This is a genomic window from Paractinoplanes toevensis, from assembly GCF_018332695.1.
GTDB classification, from domain to species: Bacteria; Actinomycetota; Actinomycetes; order Mycobacteriales; family Micromonosporaceae; genus Actinoplanes; species Actinoplanes toevensis.
Map to the genome: position 1 here is coordinate 83,376 of NZ_BOQN01000088.1, position 12,973 is coordinate 96,348.

The window sequence follows — 12,973 nt, forward strand, 5'->3', positions numbered from 1 at the left end:
TGGCGTCCTTCAGGAGCGCCTCGCGGGTGTCACGGCGTTACACCCGCAATCGCGGTCGCTTGCGTGCCAGCGGGGCCGGTAGTCGCTCCGCACGGATGAGAATCTGGCGCCGGCCGGCACTGTGACCGGCCGCATCGAGCTCTTCGGCCTCGGCCTCGAGCCAGGTGCTGCCGTCGCGCACGACCGAGCTTCCCCACTCGACGTGCACGATGCGTAACCGAAGGCTGCCGGAACCATGACGATAGTCCGACTCGGCGAACTCCTGCGCGGGCCAGCGCGGCTGCCGTGGCAGGAGCCGGCCGCCGCGGAAGATCAGGGCCGTCGGCACGGGAACCGGTGGACCGGGAAGGTGCCCGGCACGTCGGCCCCGCGCGCAGCGGACGAGGTCACTCGCGCGCGTCGGAATCACCTTCCTCGGCGGGCGGCCGATGCTCGGCCACCGTGGCATCTGGGCGGGTCAGGGCATACCTGACACCACCAAAACGGTGCGTCACGGCGACGGCACGCGTTGTCGCCGCCGCCATGTCGTCGGTCACCGGCTCGTCGCGAAAGACGAGCGGCGGGTTTCCCTTCCGGGGTGCTTCCACTCCTTCGGGGTCACCGTGGTCAGCATGCTCAGGACCGATATTGGGAATCGACATGCTCGACACCTCTCGCTCGGACGCCCCCGCCAAGGAGCCTCGCGCTGAGGCCGCAGACGCCGTTTCCGCGACCGACCCGTCACTCAAAGATGTCACCCTAAGTGACACCCCTTCGAGTGTGTACGTGCGTTATCATGCTCACAATCCCGTGAGTACGCAAGGCCAAATGCACGTGCATTTGCACAACGTGTGATGCGGCCGTCGCCACGAGAGACCACCGCCTCCGGACGATCCCCGACCGGAGCAAACCAAGGGAGTTTCGAATGAACGCGGTTAACGGCATCCCGGCCGGCCAGTTGGACGGTGTCACCTGGCAGAAGAGCCGGCGGAGCAACCCCAGCGGCAACTGCGTCGAGTGCGCGGTGCTGCCCTCCGGCGAGGTCGCCATGCGCAACTCGCGGGACCCCGAGGGCCCGGCCCTGATCTACACGCCGGCCGAGATCGAGGCCTTCCTCGGCGGGGTGCGCGACGGAGACTTCGACAACCTGCTCGCCTGAGCCAGGCAGTGCTCCACAAAACGACTCAGGCCCGCCGTCCGGCGGGCCTGAGCGCTGTCTGGAGGGTTCTAAGCCGGGCGGCCGACCTCGTGCAAGAGCTTGCCGAGGATCTCCGGCGTGTGGTTCGGCGGCTCGGCGTCGATGCAGACCCGCTCCATCGCCATCGCGTACTGGTCGACGTCCTCGCGCTTGTCCAGATAGATCGCGCTGGTGAGCTGCTCGACGTAGACCACGTCGGGGAGCTCCGGCTCGGGGAAGCGCAGGATCGCGAACGGCCCGCCGGCGGCCGCGTGGCCACCCGCGTGGAACGGAATGATCTGGAGCCGCACGTTCGGCTTCTTGGCCGCCTCGATCAGGAACTCGATCTGCGCCCGCATCACGTCGATGCCGCCGATCGGGCGGCGCAGCACGGCCTCGTCGATGACCGCCCACAGCTGGGGCGCATCGGGCCGGTCGAGGATCTGCTGGCGCTGGCGGCGCAGCTCGACCCGGCGGTTCATCTCCTCCGGGGTGACGCCGGCGTGGCCGAGCATGATGACGGCCCGCGCGTAGTCCGGAGTCTGCAGCAGACCGGGGACGAACTGAACCTCGTAGGTGCGCAGCAGCGAGGCCGCGGCCTCCAGGCCGAGGTAGGACTGGAACCAGCCGGGCAGGATGTCGCTGAACTGCTGCCACCAACCCGGGTTGTTCGCCTGCCGGGCCAGCACGAGCAGTGCCTCACGCTCGTCGTGGTCGTTGACCCCGTAAAGGGTCAACAGGTCGGCGACGTCGCGCTCCTTGAAGCTGACCCGCCCGAGCTCCATGCGGCTGATCTTCGAACCCGAGGCGCGGATTTCCCACCCGGCATCCTCTCGGGTGATCGCCTTGGCTTCCCGCAAGCGGCGGAGCTGGGCGCCGAGCAGGATGCGCAGCACTGTGGGGCCGCTGCCCGGTGCCTCCTCCTGCGAACCCGCGCTCACCTGACTCCTCGTCATCGCTGTTTTCGGGCTGCCGGCCGCAGTCCCTACGCATCCTAAAGGGGAGATCGTCCACAACGAAACAGCACCATCTTATCTCCGGAGGGTGACGCCCGGAGCATCCGCTGGATGCAAATGCACGTGCAGACGGCCTTGCGAATGCCTTTGTTCGCGAGGATGATAGCTGACACAACCGCACCATCTGCTGACACAGCGTGCTGGGAGGGCAAACTCGATGTCCACGACACCGACATCCCCACCTCCGTCAAACGCGTCGTCATCCACGCCGACCGTTGCTCCCCCGCAGCGTGACCCGGCTGACGTGGCACCCGCTGACAGTTATCACCCGTCCGACCGCGTGTGGGTCTACCGCGATGGCTGGCGGGCCGGCGTGATCGAAGCGGCCTCGCCGAGGGCAGTGACCGTGACCTACCGACCGGGCGCCCACCGCGGCACCGGGGTCGACACCTTCACCGCTCCCTACGTGACCGCGCGCGTGTCCGATGACCCGCTCGACCGCCGCGACCGCAGCGCCGTCGGCCGCCGGATGACACCGGCGGGCCTTCCGGTCCGAGGGTCGGCGGCATGACCGGAGCGGTGACCGTCGCGGCCATCGTCGGTCTGCTCAGCCTTCTCGGTGGCGTCGCCCTCGGGTGGTATTTGCGTCGCACCAACGACTGGTGTTCCTCCTGCGGCGATCAACTGGCCTGTGAGGGCTGCGGCTCGGGCGCGGCCTGGCCCAAGCGACCGATGAGCTCCTCCAGCCCTCACTGACCCTCTGATCCCTGAGAGCCGACGCCTTCGCGTCGGCTCTTCGTCGTATCAGCGCGGAGTAACCGTCGGCGCCCTCGGCCGCGGACCATCGATCGGGTGAATGTTGACGACCGGCAACCACATTCGCGGTTACGGAGCGTGAGTTCTTAGGGGTGCGCTGGCCCACAAGGACGGGGGCTAATCACCCAAAGGGTCGATATTGAAGTTGTCGCGGAACACGTTCGCCGGGTCGTATTTCTTCTTCAAGGCCCTCAACCTGGCCAAAGTCGCAGGTGGCCACGCCTCGGTGATCCGCTCGGGGCTCTGGTCGGTCTCGAACGAAAGGTACAAACCGCGGAAGTGGTCGGCGAGTGCACCCCAGGCTGCGTCCAATCTCGACCTGGATGCACCGAATGCCACCACTGAGAAGTTCGCCGCTCGATGCGAATACGCGGTGGCGTCCTCCGCCACGTCCGCGACCGCGCCACCCACCGACCGAATCTGGAAGAAGTAGGCGGTACCCGTGTTGACCAGGGCCGCTGCCGCCGCGCAGAACTCCGGCGTCAGGTGATCGACCAGCCCCGACCGGGCCACCGGGTCACCCTGCCCGTCGTGCGGCGCGTCCGGCACATTCATCACGCCGGCGTACGGAATCAGCTGCACCTGCTGGTCGAGCAGCGGCGCGATCTCGGCGACCGGGGTGAGACGCTCGATGATGGCGTCCGGAATGGACGAGTTGACCACGCCGTACACCTGGGCCAGTGATTGTCCCCGCCGGGGCGCTCCCACGATGAGGTTGGCCGTCAGGTCCCTCGGGGCCGCCTCCATCGTGGCGCCGAACCGTTCCAGCAGGCCCGCGGTGTCCGACGCGTCGTAGACGAACTGCCCGAACCCGACGTTCTCCACCGCGTCCGCCTGGAACTCGAACGCGGTGACGATCCCGAAGTTCGCGCCGGCCCCGCGCACCGCCCAGAACAGGTCCGGGTGTTCGGTTGCGCTGACGTGCACCCGCGAGCCGTCGGCCAGCACCAGGTCGGCGGCGCGCAGGTGGTCGATGGTGAGCCCGTGCTCGCGGGCCAGCCAGCCGATGCCGCCGGCCGTGGCCAGCCCGCCCACGCCGACACCGCCGTAGTCGCCGCTCGACAGCGCCCAGCCGTGGGGTGCGAGCGCCGCGGCAACGTCCTTCCAGCGGGCGCCGGCCTCGACCCGTACCATCCGATCCTCTTCGGAAAGGACGGAAATCTCACGCATTGCGGAAAGGTCGATGATGATGCCGCCGTCGTTCGTGGACCGACCGCTGATCCCGTGGCCGCCGCTGCGCACCGCCAGCGGCACCTTCTGCTCCCGGGCGAACGCCAGCGCGTCCACCACCTCGTCCACGGTCCGCGCCTTGATCACGAGACCGGGTGATCCACCCCGCATATAGGTGGAGCGGACCTTGGCGTACCCGAAATCGCCAGGCTCGACAGCCGTCAGCGAACCGGGAAGCGCGTCATAGTCGATGCCCTCGCGGCGTGCGGCCAGCGCGGCAGCGCTGCGCACCGGCCCGGCCTTTGTCCCTTGGGAAACCCGCGCGCGGGCAACCTCCTCGCGCACCGCCGGGATCACCTCGGTGGCGAATCGCTGCAGCTCGAGCGGGTCGTCACTGCCGAGGATGAGGGTGCCGACCCCGTCATCGAGGATCAGCGGCAGCAGCTCGTCCACCCACTGCGCCGGCTCTTTCCCCGGTTCGCCGGAAATGTTCAGCAGCCGCCGAATCTCCCGCGGGTCCCGCCCGGCTTTTTCGGCTGCCTCATCGATGATCGCATTGCCGCGCTCCAGGTCACCCGGCTTCAGATAGCCGAGCGACGGCAGCCACCCGTCGGCCTTCGCACCCACCAGGCGCAGCATCCGCGGCTTGTAGGCCCCCAGCCAGATCGGCACCTCGTGCGCCGGCGCGGGCCCCCGCTTGGCCCCCTTGAGCTGGTAATACTTCCCGTCGACCCGCAGCTGCGACCGGGTGTCGGCCCGCCAGATCTCCCGGATGACATCGATGGCCTCAGCCAACTGCTCAACCGACTCAGCCGGTGTACGCCGTGGAAAGCCCATCGCCACCATCGCATCCCAGAACGCCCCCGCGCCGAGCCCCAGCGCGAGCCGCCCGTCGGACAGCAGGTCGAGCGAGGCGGCCGCCCGGGCGAGCACCGGCGCCGGCCGCATCGGCACGTTGAGCACGTTGCCGGAGATCGTGATGGTCGACGTCTGCGCCGCCACCCAGGTCAGCAGCGTCCAGGTGTCCAGGAAACCAGGCTGATAAGGGTGGTCCTGAAAGGTGACCAGGTCGAAGCCGAGCTGCTCACTGAGCTGCGCCCGGTCGACGGCCGCCTGCGGCGGGTCGTTGGCGGGCGTGATGAACGTCCCGAACTCGATCGGGTGGCCATAATCCACGTTTTCGAGCCTAGGTGTTCTTGATTGCCGGCAGCCTGCGTCCCGCACCACATGCTCACCGGAAGGTGACGCCGCTCACTCCTTCTTCAACGCTTCCACCTCGGCCTTCAACGCGCGGATCTCCTGCAGCAACATCGCGACGTCGGCGCGGGTCGCGGTGCCGGAGGGACGCTCGGTGTCGGAGATGCGGTCGACGATCCAGCTCGCCAGCGACCCGGTGGTGAACCCGATCAGGCCCAGGCCGCCGATCATCAGGGTTCCCGCGACCAGCCGGCCCTCGACAGTCATCGGATAGAGATCGCCGTAGCCGACCGTGGTGATCGTGCAGACCGCCCACCACAGCGCCTCCGGATAGGAGTGGATGCGGCTGTCCGGGAGGCCCTGCTCAGCGTCCAGAACCGCGAGGGCGGCCATCAGAACAATCAGAGACGTGGCCGAGATGACATAGATCGCCAGGCGCCCCCGAGTCCACGCCACGGCATGCCGGTTCAGCACCCGCAACGCGTTGAGCAGGCGCAATGCCCGCAGCGGCCGCAACACCGGCAGAATCAGAACCGCCAGATCGAACCAGTGGGTGCGCACGAACCGTCTCTTGCCGCGAGCCAGCCTCAGCCGAACCAGATATTCGACGCAGAACAGCGCCCAGATCACGACGTCGGCCACTTCACAAGCCTGCCGCCGGCCCGAGTCCAGCCCCGGGTCCAGCACCGGCCATGCGTAAACCCCGATAAACAGCAAGGACAGAGCGGTCAACGGGTACGCGGTGGCACGTTCCCAAGACCGCAGACGTTCCTCGGAGCTCATCACCTGATTCTGGATCGGCAGATGGCGCACGTCGGCGTTTTTCCGGGTCACGTGCCGGGAATCCAAGGGTCCTGGAGGTGGTCCCCGTGCTGGAGCCAACCGAGAAGGCAATATTCGACACCTTGGTGACCCGCCTGCGCGCGGACGACCCGGTCTTCACCCGGCGAATCGACCGCCTGTCCCGCCCGAAGCGCCGGCTGTACGCAACGCTGGCGATTCTGCTGTGGACCGCGGCGCCGCTGTGCATCGTCTTCGGCGGTTGGACCGGCCTGCTGCTGGCCGCCATCGGGGTGAGCTACGGCGTGCATTTGATGTCGAAGCGGGGCGGCATCACCAGCGAGACCCTCTGGCCGTCACCGCGCCGCCGCCCCGGAGTTTCCAACTAGCTGGGGTTACTTCCAGGTCTCGCCGGTGAGCCGCTCGTAGACCTCGACGTAGCGGTTACGGGTAGCTTCGACGACCTCATCCGGGATTTCCGGCCCCGGCGCGGTGCGGTCCCAGCCGGTGAGCGTGCTCGACCAGTCCCTCAGGAACTGCTTGTCCAGGTACCGCTGAGTGCTGCCCGGCTTCCACTCATCGGCCGCCCAGAACCGTGACGAGTCCGGGGTGAGCAGCTCGTCGCCCAGCTTGAGCGTGCCGTCTGCGGCAAAGCCCAGCTCAATCTTGGTGTCGGCGATGATGATCCCCTTCTCAGCCGCCACCTCCTGCCCGCGGCGGTAGACCTCCAGGGTGACCTTCCGCAGCTCCTCGGCGACGTCGTCGCCCACCTTCTGCTGCACGTCGGCGAAGGTCATGAACTCGTCGTGGCCCTCGCCGACCGGGGCCTTGGTGGTCGGGGTGTAGATGGGTTCTGGGAGCTTGGAACCCTCGATCAGCCCCGGCGGAAGCGCGACGCCGGAGACCGCGCCGTCGCGCTCGTACTCCTTGAGACCGGAGCCGGCCAGGTAGCCGCGAGCGATGCACTCAACCATGACCATGTCGAGGCGCTCGCAGCGGATGGCGCGGCCCTGCCATTCCGCCGGCACGTCGGTGCTGGAGATGACGTGGTTGGGGACGACGTCTTTGAGCTGCTCGAACCACCAGAGGGAGAGCTGCGTGAGGATCTTGCCCTTGTCCGGGATCGGGGTGGGAAGGATGACGTCGTAGATCGAGATCCGGTCCGAGGTGACAAGCAGCAGGTCCTGCCCGTCCGCGTAGACGTCCCGAACCTTCCCCGAGTGCAACAGCTCCACGTGATCCCCTCCGCTAGCCTGCGTACCGGGTTCAAGCTATCCGACCTCGTAGAAGGACTTTGCGCCACCTGTCAGACACCCTGTAGGAACGTATAAATGACGGGGTGTATTTACTTCCAGGTGTCAGGCGACTAGGCTAGAACGCATGTTCGATTCTGTGATTCCATGCGCCACAAGGTCTACCGCAGACTCGAGCGACTCGTGCTCCCAGACCCGCACAACGATCCATCCAGAACCTGTGAGCACCTCGTTTGCAAGCCGATCCCGCTCCATGTTGCGACGCAACTTAGGCGCCCAATACCACTCATTCGTGGTCGGCTGGCGCCCGTGCTCAGGACAAACATGCCAGAAGCAGCCATCCACGAAGACCGCCACCTTGCGGCGTGTAAACACGATGTCGGGGCGAATTCGCCTACCGTCAAGCCGCATCACGAAGTCTTTACGAAATCGATAGCCCAGAGCGTGCAGGGCGGAGCGCAGCCGCACCTCAGGCTTAGTATTCGTGCGGCGGTTCGCCTGCATGTTCCGTGAACGACCCTCATTAAGAGGAGCAGGATAGAGCCCTGCAGCGTGAGCATCACGCCTTGCTTTCGCACTGTCACGCACAGCCATCCGACACCCCGACGGTCTAACAGACGCGAACACATCAACCTAAGGCAAGATACTCGCATCGGTGGTGCGCCACCTCTGCACAGCGAGGAGGAAGTCAGTGACCAGCTACAAGGTAGTCGAGATCTGCGCTGGCGCCGGCGGACAATCCCTTGGCCTAGAGAAGGCAGGCTTTGACCACGCCCTTGCCGTGGAACTTGACAACAATGCGGCTAACACCCTCGAAGAAAATCGTCCGTCATGGATAGTCAAGCGCGGTGACGTCGCCAATCCAGAGACCTGGAATCCCGACGAATATCATGGTGTCTCTTTGCTCGCTGGTGGCGTTCCGTGCCCACCATTCACCATTGCAGGAAAGCAATTGGGCGCCACTGACGAGCGCGACCTCTTCGCATGGGCTGTGGGGCTGACGGATAGAGTCCGGCCAGATGCTCTTCTCCTAGAGAACGTACGAGGGCTAAGCATGCCTCGTTTCTCTGGATACCGACAGCACGTCCTCGACACGTTGGCGTCTTTCGGATACATTGCAGAATGGAGGCTTCTTCAAGCCTCGGACTTCGGAGTACCACAGCTTCGGCCGCGGTTCGTCCTAGTAGCTTTGAAAGAAGAGTTCGCCCCCTACTTCGCCTGGCCTGAACCGAAGGACACACCCCTCACCGTCGGTGAGGCGCTATATGATCTCATGTCAGCTAACGGATGGGATGCGCGGGAGTGGGCCCGTAATGCTTACAAGATCGCACCCACTATTGTTGGCGGTTCCAAAAAGCACGGTGGCGCCGACCTTGGCCCCACCAGAGCAAAGCGTGCCTGGGCTGCCATGGGGGTGGACGCCTTAGGCGTCGCCAATGACGCACCCTTGCCTGGGCAGAAGTTCGAGGTTGGCCCAAAACTCACGTGCGACATGGTTGCGCGAATCCAAGGCTGGTCAGCCGAGTATCCCTGGACATTCACTGGCCGCAAAACTACCAAGTATCGCCAGATTGGAAACGCCTTTCCGCCTCCCGTGGCGGCTGCCGTAGGCAAATCAATTATGAAGGCACTCAAACGCGAGGGTATCCGTTCTGAGCGAGTGCCAGCCGACCACGACGCTATCTACCTGACACTGCGTGACACCGGCGACTTCGTCTCGACTGCGAGGCTGCTAAGGGCGGGCGGGAGAGAAATGGACCCTGCGGAGCTCGAGCGTCGCATCAGTCTGCTCAAGCGCGATTTCGACATTGACACCTTGGAAACAACGTCCGGCAATCAGTACAAGCTCTCAGGCTTCAAAGCGTTCGTCGGCCAAGAAGGACACGTCAGGCATCATCTATTCCAGAAGAACAAGAGCCGCATTAGCTGATCCCAGCCCGGCGCCCACCATTGCCGAATCAAACCTCGGCCCGGTCGTGTCCGACTGGCTCAGCTGACCCTTCGACCTCCGCCACCGCTTGGCTCGCATTCTGCACTTAGGCACACGCAAGCGCGCTCGCATGCCTTCTCGCCAATCGCTCGGCGGGAGTCTGCGGACAAAACTTCCTGCGGTGGATACGCGACTCAATAAATCTAGCGTCTTTCCGCTTCTGCCCGCCGAGTCGAATGTCCATTGCCGCGTCCTGGCGGTGACGATAACCTCGTCGTTTCTTTCCGAATAACTTTCCTATCCGCTGTGCAGCCTCGGGAGCGAAGAAGGTGCAAGCCTCGTCCAGTTCCGGATCAGTGCCGGGGGCTTAGGCAAAGGTTCTGCATATCTTTGTCTTCTCCGCACGGGCGCACCTCCAGGTCACACTGCCTATAGCAGTACCGCACACGCGACCCGCGATGGTTTACGAGGCAATTTTCAGATGGGCGAGGAGCGCACGAACATCAGCGGCATCCATGCCGCCGGATGAGATCATGTCTTCCTCCTGTAGGTCGCCAAGCTGGCGGACGGCTGGGTCATCGAGGATGCTGCCCATAAATTCCAACTTTTCCTCCAAGCGGTAGGCAACGACCTCGTCCACTGTCCCGCGAGCGGCTAAGACGGTCACGCGGGTCTCCGTCTCCGGGGCGAGGCCGAGCCTATGGATGCGATCGAGGCTCTGCAGGAACCGGCCGGCCATGAAGTCTCGATCGACATAAAGCGCGTCGTGGCATTCATGGTGCAGGCTGATCCCTTCCCCGAGGGTCGCCGGGTTTGAAATGAGCACCAGACAGTTCGGATCCTCCCGAAAGCGCCTGATCTGCTCGTCTCGGTCCGGCGTGCCGCCGTGGACGGTCGCCGGCTGAAACGGCTCAAGCAGCCGATCCAGTGTTGTGATGCTGCGCACGAAGGTCGTCCAGACCAAAGTCTTTCGCTTCTGCGCCGCATTATCGGCTACGATCTTGACGGTTTCCTCGTACTTCGGCGAGAGCTCATACTGGGGAAGCTTTCTTAGGAGTGTGCCCAGCGAGTCGCTAGATGATGCTTCCAAAGGCGGCACCTGGTATGCAAGCGGCTCGTAGCGCGTGGTTCCCTCGACGAGCAGTGCGGGACTGGTCGCTGCCATGAGCATTCTCAGCATTGCTTTACCCAATGCCTCAAGATCTCCAGATCTCGCGGTCGGGTTGCCCTTGAGGGCTTCATAGATCTCACGGTGCAGCGGAGGCAAGTCCACGTAGCGGATCCGTGTCGTGACAGGTGGGAGCCCAAGTTCGGCCTTGGTCGTCCGCGTGAACAGCGGCCGCAGCACCGAGCTCGCGTATGCAAGGTTGCCTCCGCCAACCGCATCGGCCACAACACGCTTGCCATGGCCAGGCCAAACAAACGACAAGAGGCTCTCAAGATCCCGTGCGCCGTTGGGGGCCGGCGTTCCGGTAAGGATGAGTCTTCTGTCGGCCAATGGGCCGAGGGCAAGGCAGGCGGCGCCGTAGGCGCCGCTCGATCCGAGCTTCATGCGGTGGGCTTCGTCGAGCACAATCATGGCGGGAGCCGCGCGAAGCCAGGCAGACAACGATGCTACTGAGCGTGCCAGCCGCTCGTAGTTAACAATGAGTACCTCGGCCCCTGGATCAGCAGTCGTGCCCATGACCAAGGTTCTAAGGGGATCTGCGAAACAGACTGCACTCTCAAAGTTCCATGCCTCGTAGGCGGACTTCGGGCAGATCACAAGCAGCCGCTGGGCCTCACTACGCTCCCGCATTGCACTGAACAGCGCGAGGGCAACGCGCGTTTTGCCGGCACCGGGAACGCTGAAGTTTGCGCCGTGGCGCAATGCGAGCAGCCGTGCGATGTCGCGGCGTTGGAAGGCGGTCAGCTCGCCAGTCCAGCCCGGTCCCAGGAGAACAGATACCTCGCCGTCGGTGACCGGCGCCGGTCCAGCCAACTGCCCTGCGCCTGCGAGTTGCTGCTGGGCCGTCTCAGCGTCGTCGAGAACACCGGACACGAGACCCGCGAGCGATTCCTCCCACTCCACCCGATCGTCGGTCCAGGACACAAGCTCGCCAACGCCAGCAAGAAAGTCGTCCAGGTCGACCTCTGCGGTCAGCGGCCCGGTCTGACCACCGGGAGCGATCCGTCCAATCAGCGCCGCAAACTCCTCGCGAAAGACACTCTTCGTGCGCAATACGACCCTAGTACGCGTGACATCAAACGAGAGCTGCAGCGACGACTCAGGAGCATTTGGCGTTGAAGTCATTATTCCGCCACCGCCGCGTTAAGCCACGTGAGTCCTTCACCTGGAAGCTCGATCGATTTGCTGGCTTCAATAGCCACTCGCCCGAGGAGGCCTCGAAGCTTGACCAACGCATCGTCGAATGCTTCCTGGTCCAGGCTGGAATTGCCGCGCGCCATAACTAGATCTGTGACGCATTGCTCAAGATCCTTACAGGCATCGACTACACGCTCGGGTGCGGCCTGCCGCTTCTTGCGCATCCGGAAGTCCTTGCCGGCGAACTCGATGGCCTCGTCAAAGGCGTTCAGCAGGTTCTGCTTCGCTTTTGAGGCGTCAGCGAGCTGACTTGGCTCCGCTTTCTCGCCGGCGACCTCCACTGCTTTCAACCTCAGTACTGCATCGGTCAGCGCCCGAGCGGTGGCGACCTGCGGCGCGGCCGCCGGCGCCGGCCGGTTGAGCCCAGGGATGACCTTCGTAGTCGGCGCCTGCGGCGCCGACTTAAAGTCTTCGGGAAGGCGCTGGTCAAGGAAGCGGGCCTGGAAGTCTGAACCGATGTAGCGGACGTCCGTCTTGGCAAAGTCAAGCGTGATGGCCGCAAGGCGAGCCTCTTTGAGCAGGTCTGCTTTTTCCTTGCTCCGCTCTCCTTTGACGGTTCGGTAGAGCTCGAAAAGCTTCTCCTGCGCGTTCTCAAAGTCCATCAAACGCAGAGCGAACGCACCGTTCTTGCTGCGGCGTACCAAATCCTGAAGATTATTGAGGATCCAGACGTCACGCTCAAGAGCCGGCGTGGTCGTGTGGAAGGCACGGGCGATGTCGGGGAGCCCACGACCCAGCGTCATCTGCTCCTCGAGGGCGAGGAGGTGGTTGATGTACGAATAATCACGTCGGTGATCTTGGCGGAGCTGAAGAGTCAGCTCGACCGCGTGAATGTCGTCCCACGTACACGAAGTCGGCAGCACGCCAACCCGGATAGTGAGCGAACCCAGCTCTTTCAGGGCTGCTCGGCGAGTGTTCCCGTTAACCAGAATTCCATCGCGAGTGATCAGACCCGGCTCGAGCTGCTTGTAGTCGCGGAGACTGTCCTTAAGCTCATCAAACCGCGGATCGCGCCGGGACGGATCGGCCGGCTGTGTAGACAGGAGGTAGTGCAGATACTCCTGACTCTCATCACTCCAGGGGTTGGCGCTCAGCGCCTCATCCTTGCTGAGGTCGTGGCTGCGCTGCGCGCGGATGCGGTGGGTTCCCGGATTGTAGAAGAGCTGCACGACCGGCATGTCGATCACTTGAACGTTGACCGGCTGACCGCGGAACTCAACCTTGATTGTCTCGGGTACCCCTGCTGAGCCATTTGCCTCTGCGAGCCGCTGCTCAACCAGCTCACGGATTGCAACGGAGCCGGGCGGAACACCAAAGTCAGTCGTCATTGCATACCTCAGTCTTCAAGTC

General features: G+C 64.4%; 14 protein-coding genes. 5 read left to right on the forward strand and 9 right to left on the reverse strand.

All coding sequences use genetic code 11. The features are described 5' to 3' along the window. Positions 1 to 37: 37 nt before the first annotated feature. A complete protein-coding gene (locus tag Ato02nite_RS34360; protein WP_213010840.1) occupies positions 38 to 328 on the reverse strand; it encodes a hypothetical protein in 291 nt (96 codons plus the stop codon). Between the two features lie 58 nt (positions 329 to 386). Further along, entirely contained in the window at positions 387 to 641 is a 255-nt protein-coding gene (locus tag Ato02nite_RS34365) for a hypothetical protein (RefSeq protein ID WP_213010841.1), read from the reverse strand. Positions 642 to 904: 263 nt separating this feature from the next. Here Ato02nite_RS34365 and Ato02nite_RS34370 point away from each other — a divergent pair, with 263 nt between their 5' ends. Further along, on the forward strand, positions 905 to 1,138 hold the full coding sequence (locus Ato02nite_RS34370) for a DUF397 domain-containing protein (RefSeq protein ID WP_213010842.1): 234 nt from the start codon (positions 905 to 907) through the stop codon (positions 1,136 to 1,138). 68 nt (positions 1,139 to 1,206) lie between these two features. Here the strand turns inward: Ato02nite_RS34370 and Ato02nite_RS34375 are convergent, their stop codons facing one another. Further along, positions 1,207 to 2,097 (reverse strand): Sco1979 family transcriptional regulator, encoded by an 891-nt coding sequence (locus Ato02nite_RS34375; protein WP_246607792.1) that lies wholly within the window; start codon positions 2,095 to 2,097, stop codon positions 1,207 to 1,209. A gap of 421 nt (positions 2,098 to 2,518) precedes the next feature. Between Ato02nite_RS34375 and Ato02nite_RS51995 the strand changes: the two genes are divergently transcribed. Beyond that, entirely contained in the window at positions 2,519 to 2,683 is a 165-nt protein-coding gene (locus tag Ato02nite_RS51995; RefSeq protein ID WP_246607794.1) for a hypothetical protein, read from the forward strand. Beyond that, entirely contained in the window at positions 2,680 to 2,868 is a 189-nt protein-coding gene (locus Ato02nite_RS34385; protein ID WP_213010844.1) for a hypothetical protein, read from the forward strand. Before Ato02nite_RS51995 ends, Ato02nite_RS34385 begins: the two co-directional genes overlap by 4 nt. A 177-nt stretch (positions 2,869 to 3,045) precedes the next feature. Here the strand turns inward: Ato02nite_RS34385 and Ato02nite_RS34390 are convergent, their stop codons facing one another. Together Ato02nite_RS34390 and Ato02nite_RS34395 are read right to left on the reverse strand one after the other, a co-directional pair. After that, positions 3,046 to 5,274: an LLM class flavin-dependent oxidoreductase gene (locus Ato02nite_RS34390; RefSeq protein ID WP_246607796.1), complete on the reverse strand. Its 2,229-nt coding sequence runs from the start codon at positions 5,272 to 5,274 to the stop codon at positions 3,046 to 3,048. Positions 5,275 to 5,349: 75 nt separating this feature from the next. Further along, on the reverse strand, positions 5,350 to 6,129 hold the full coding sequence (locus tag Ato02nite_RS34395) for a potassium channel family protein (protein ID WP_246607799.1): 780 nt from the start codon (positions 6,127 to 6,129) through the stop codon (positions 5,350 to 5,352). Positions 6,130 to 6,164: 35 nt separating this feature from the next. On the opposite strand from Ato02nite_RS34395, the gene Ato02nite_RS34400 reads away from it, so the two are divergent. Continuing rightward, on the forward strand, positions 6,165 to 6,464 hold the full coding sequence (locus Ato02nite_RS34400; RefSeq protein ID WP_213010845.1) for a DUF3040 domain-containing protein: 300 nt from the start codon (positions 6,165 to 6,167) through the stop codon (positions 6,462 to 6,464). A 6-nt stretch (positions 6,465 to 6,470) separates the two neighbouring features. On the opposite strand, the gene Ato02nite_RS34405 is transcribed toward Ato02nite_RS34400, so the two are convergent. Beyond that, entirely contained in the window at positions 6,471 to 7,310 is an 840-nt protein-coding gene (locus tag Ato02nite_RS34405) for a phosphoribosylaminoimidazolesuccinocarboxamide synthase (RefSeq protein ID WP_213010846.1), read from the reverse strand. Positions 7,311 to 7,433: 123 nt separating this feature from the next. Beyond that, a complete protein-coding gene (locus Ato02nite_RS34410) occupies positions 7,434 to 7,922 on the reverse strand; it encodes a very short patch repair endonuclease (protein ID WP_213010847.1) in 489 nt (162 codons plus the stop codon). Positions 7,923 to 8,019: 97 nt separating this feature from the next. On the opposite strand from Ato02nite_RS34410, the gene Ato02nite_RS34415 reads away from it, so the two are divergent. After that, entirely contained in the window at positions 8,020 to 9,258 is a 1,239-nt protein-coding gene (locus tag Ato02nite_RS34415) for a DNA cytosine methyltransferase (protein WP_213010848.1), read from the forward strand. 463 nt (positions 9,259 to 9,721) lie between these two features. Here Ato02nite_RS34415 and Ato02nite_RS34420 read toward each other — a convergent pair whose 3' ends face one another. Together Ato02nite_RS34420 and Ato02nite_RS34425 are read right to left on the reverse strand one after the other, a co-directional pair. Next, a complete protein-coding gene (locus tag Ato02nite_RS34420) occupies positions 9,722 to 11,551 on the reverse strand; it encodes a DEAD/DEAH box helicase (RefSeq protein ID WP_213010849.1) in 1,830 nt (609 codons plus the stop codon). Then, on the reverse strand, positions 11,551 to 12,951 hold the full coding sequence (locus tag Ato02nite_RS34425) for a ParB N-terminal domain-containing protein (protein WP_246607802.1): 1,401 nt from the start codon (positions 12,949 to 12,951) through the stop codon (positions 11,551 to 11,553). Before Ato02nite_RS34425 ends, Ato02nite_RS34420 begins: the two co-directional genes overlap by 1 nt. Positions 12,952 to 12,973 lie beyond the last annotated feature (22 nt).

Excerpts from the sequence above, each read along its gene's own strand:
- Ato02nite_RS34410 (WP_213010847.1), bottom strand. The coding sequence starts at position 7,922 with ATGGCTGTGCGTGACAGTGCGAAAGCAAGGCGTGATGCTCACGCTGCA.
- Ato02nite_RS34370 (WP_213010842.1), top strand. The coding sequence starts at position 905 with ATGAACGCGGTTAACGGCATCCCGGCCGGCCAGTTGGACGGTGTCACC.
- Ato02nite_RS34425 (WP_246607802.1), bottom strand. The coding sequence starts at position 12,951 with ATGACGACTGACTTTGGTGTTCCGCCCGGCTCCGTTGCAATCCGTGAG.
- Ato02nite_RS34385 (WP_213010844.1), top strand. The coding sequence starts at position 2,680 with ATGACCGGAGCGGTGACCGTCGCGGCCATCGTCGGTCTGCTCAGCCTT.
- Ato02nite_RS34365 (WP_213010841.1), bottom strand. The coding sequence starts at position 641 with ATGTCGATTCCCAATATCGGTCCTGAGCATGCTGACCACGGTGACCCC.
- Ato02nite_RS34420 (WP_213010849.1), bottom strand. The coding sequence starts at position 11,551 with ATGACTTCAACGCCAAATGCTCCTGAGTCGTCGCTGCAGCTCTCGTTT.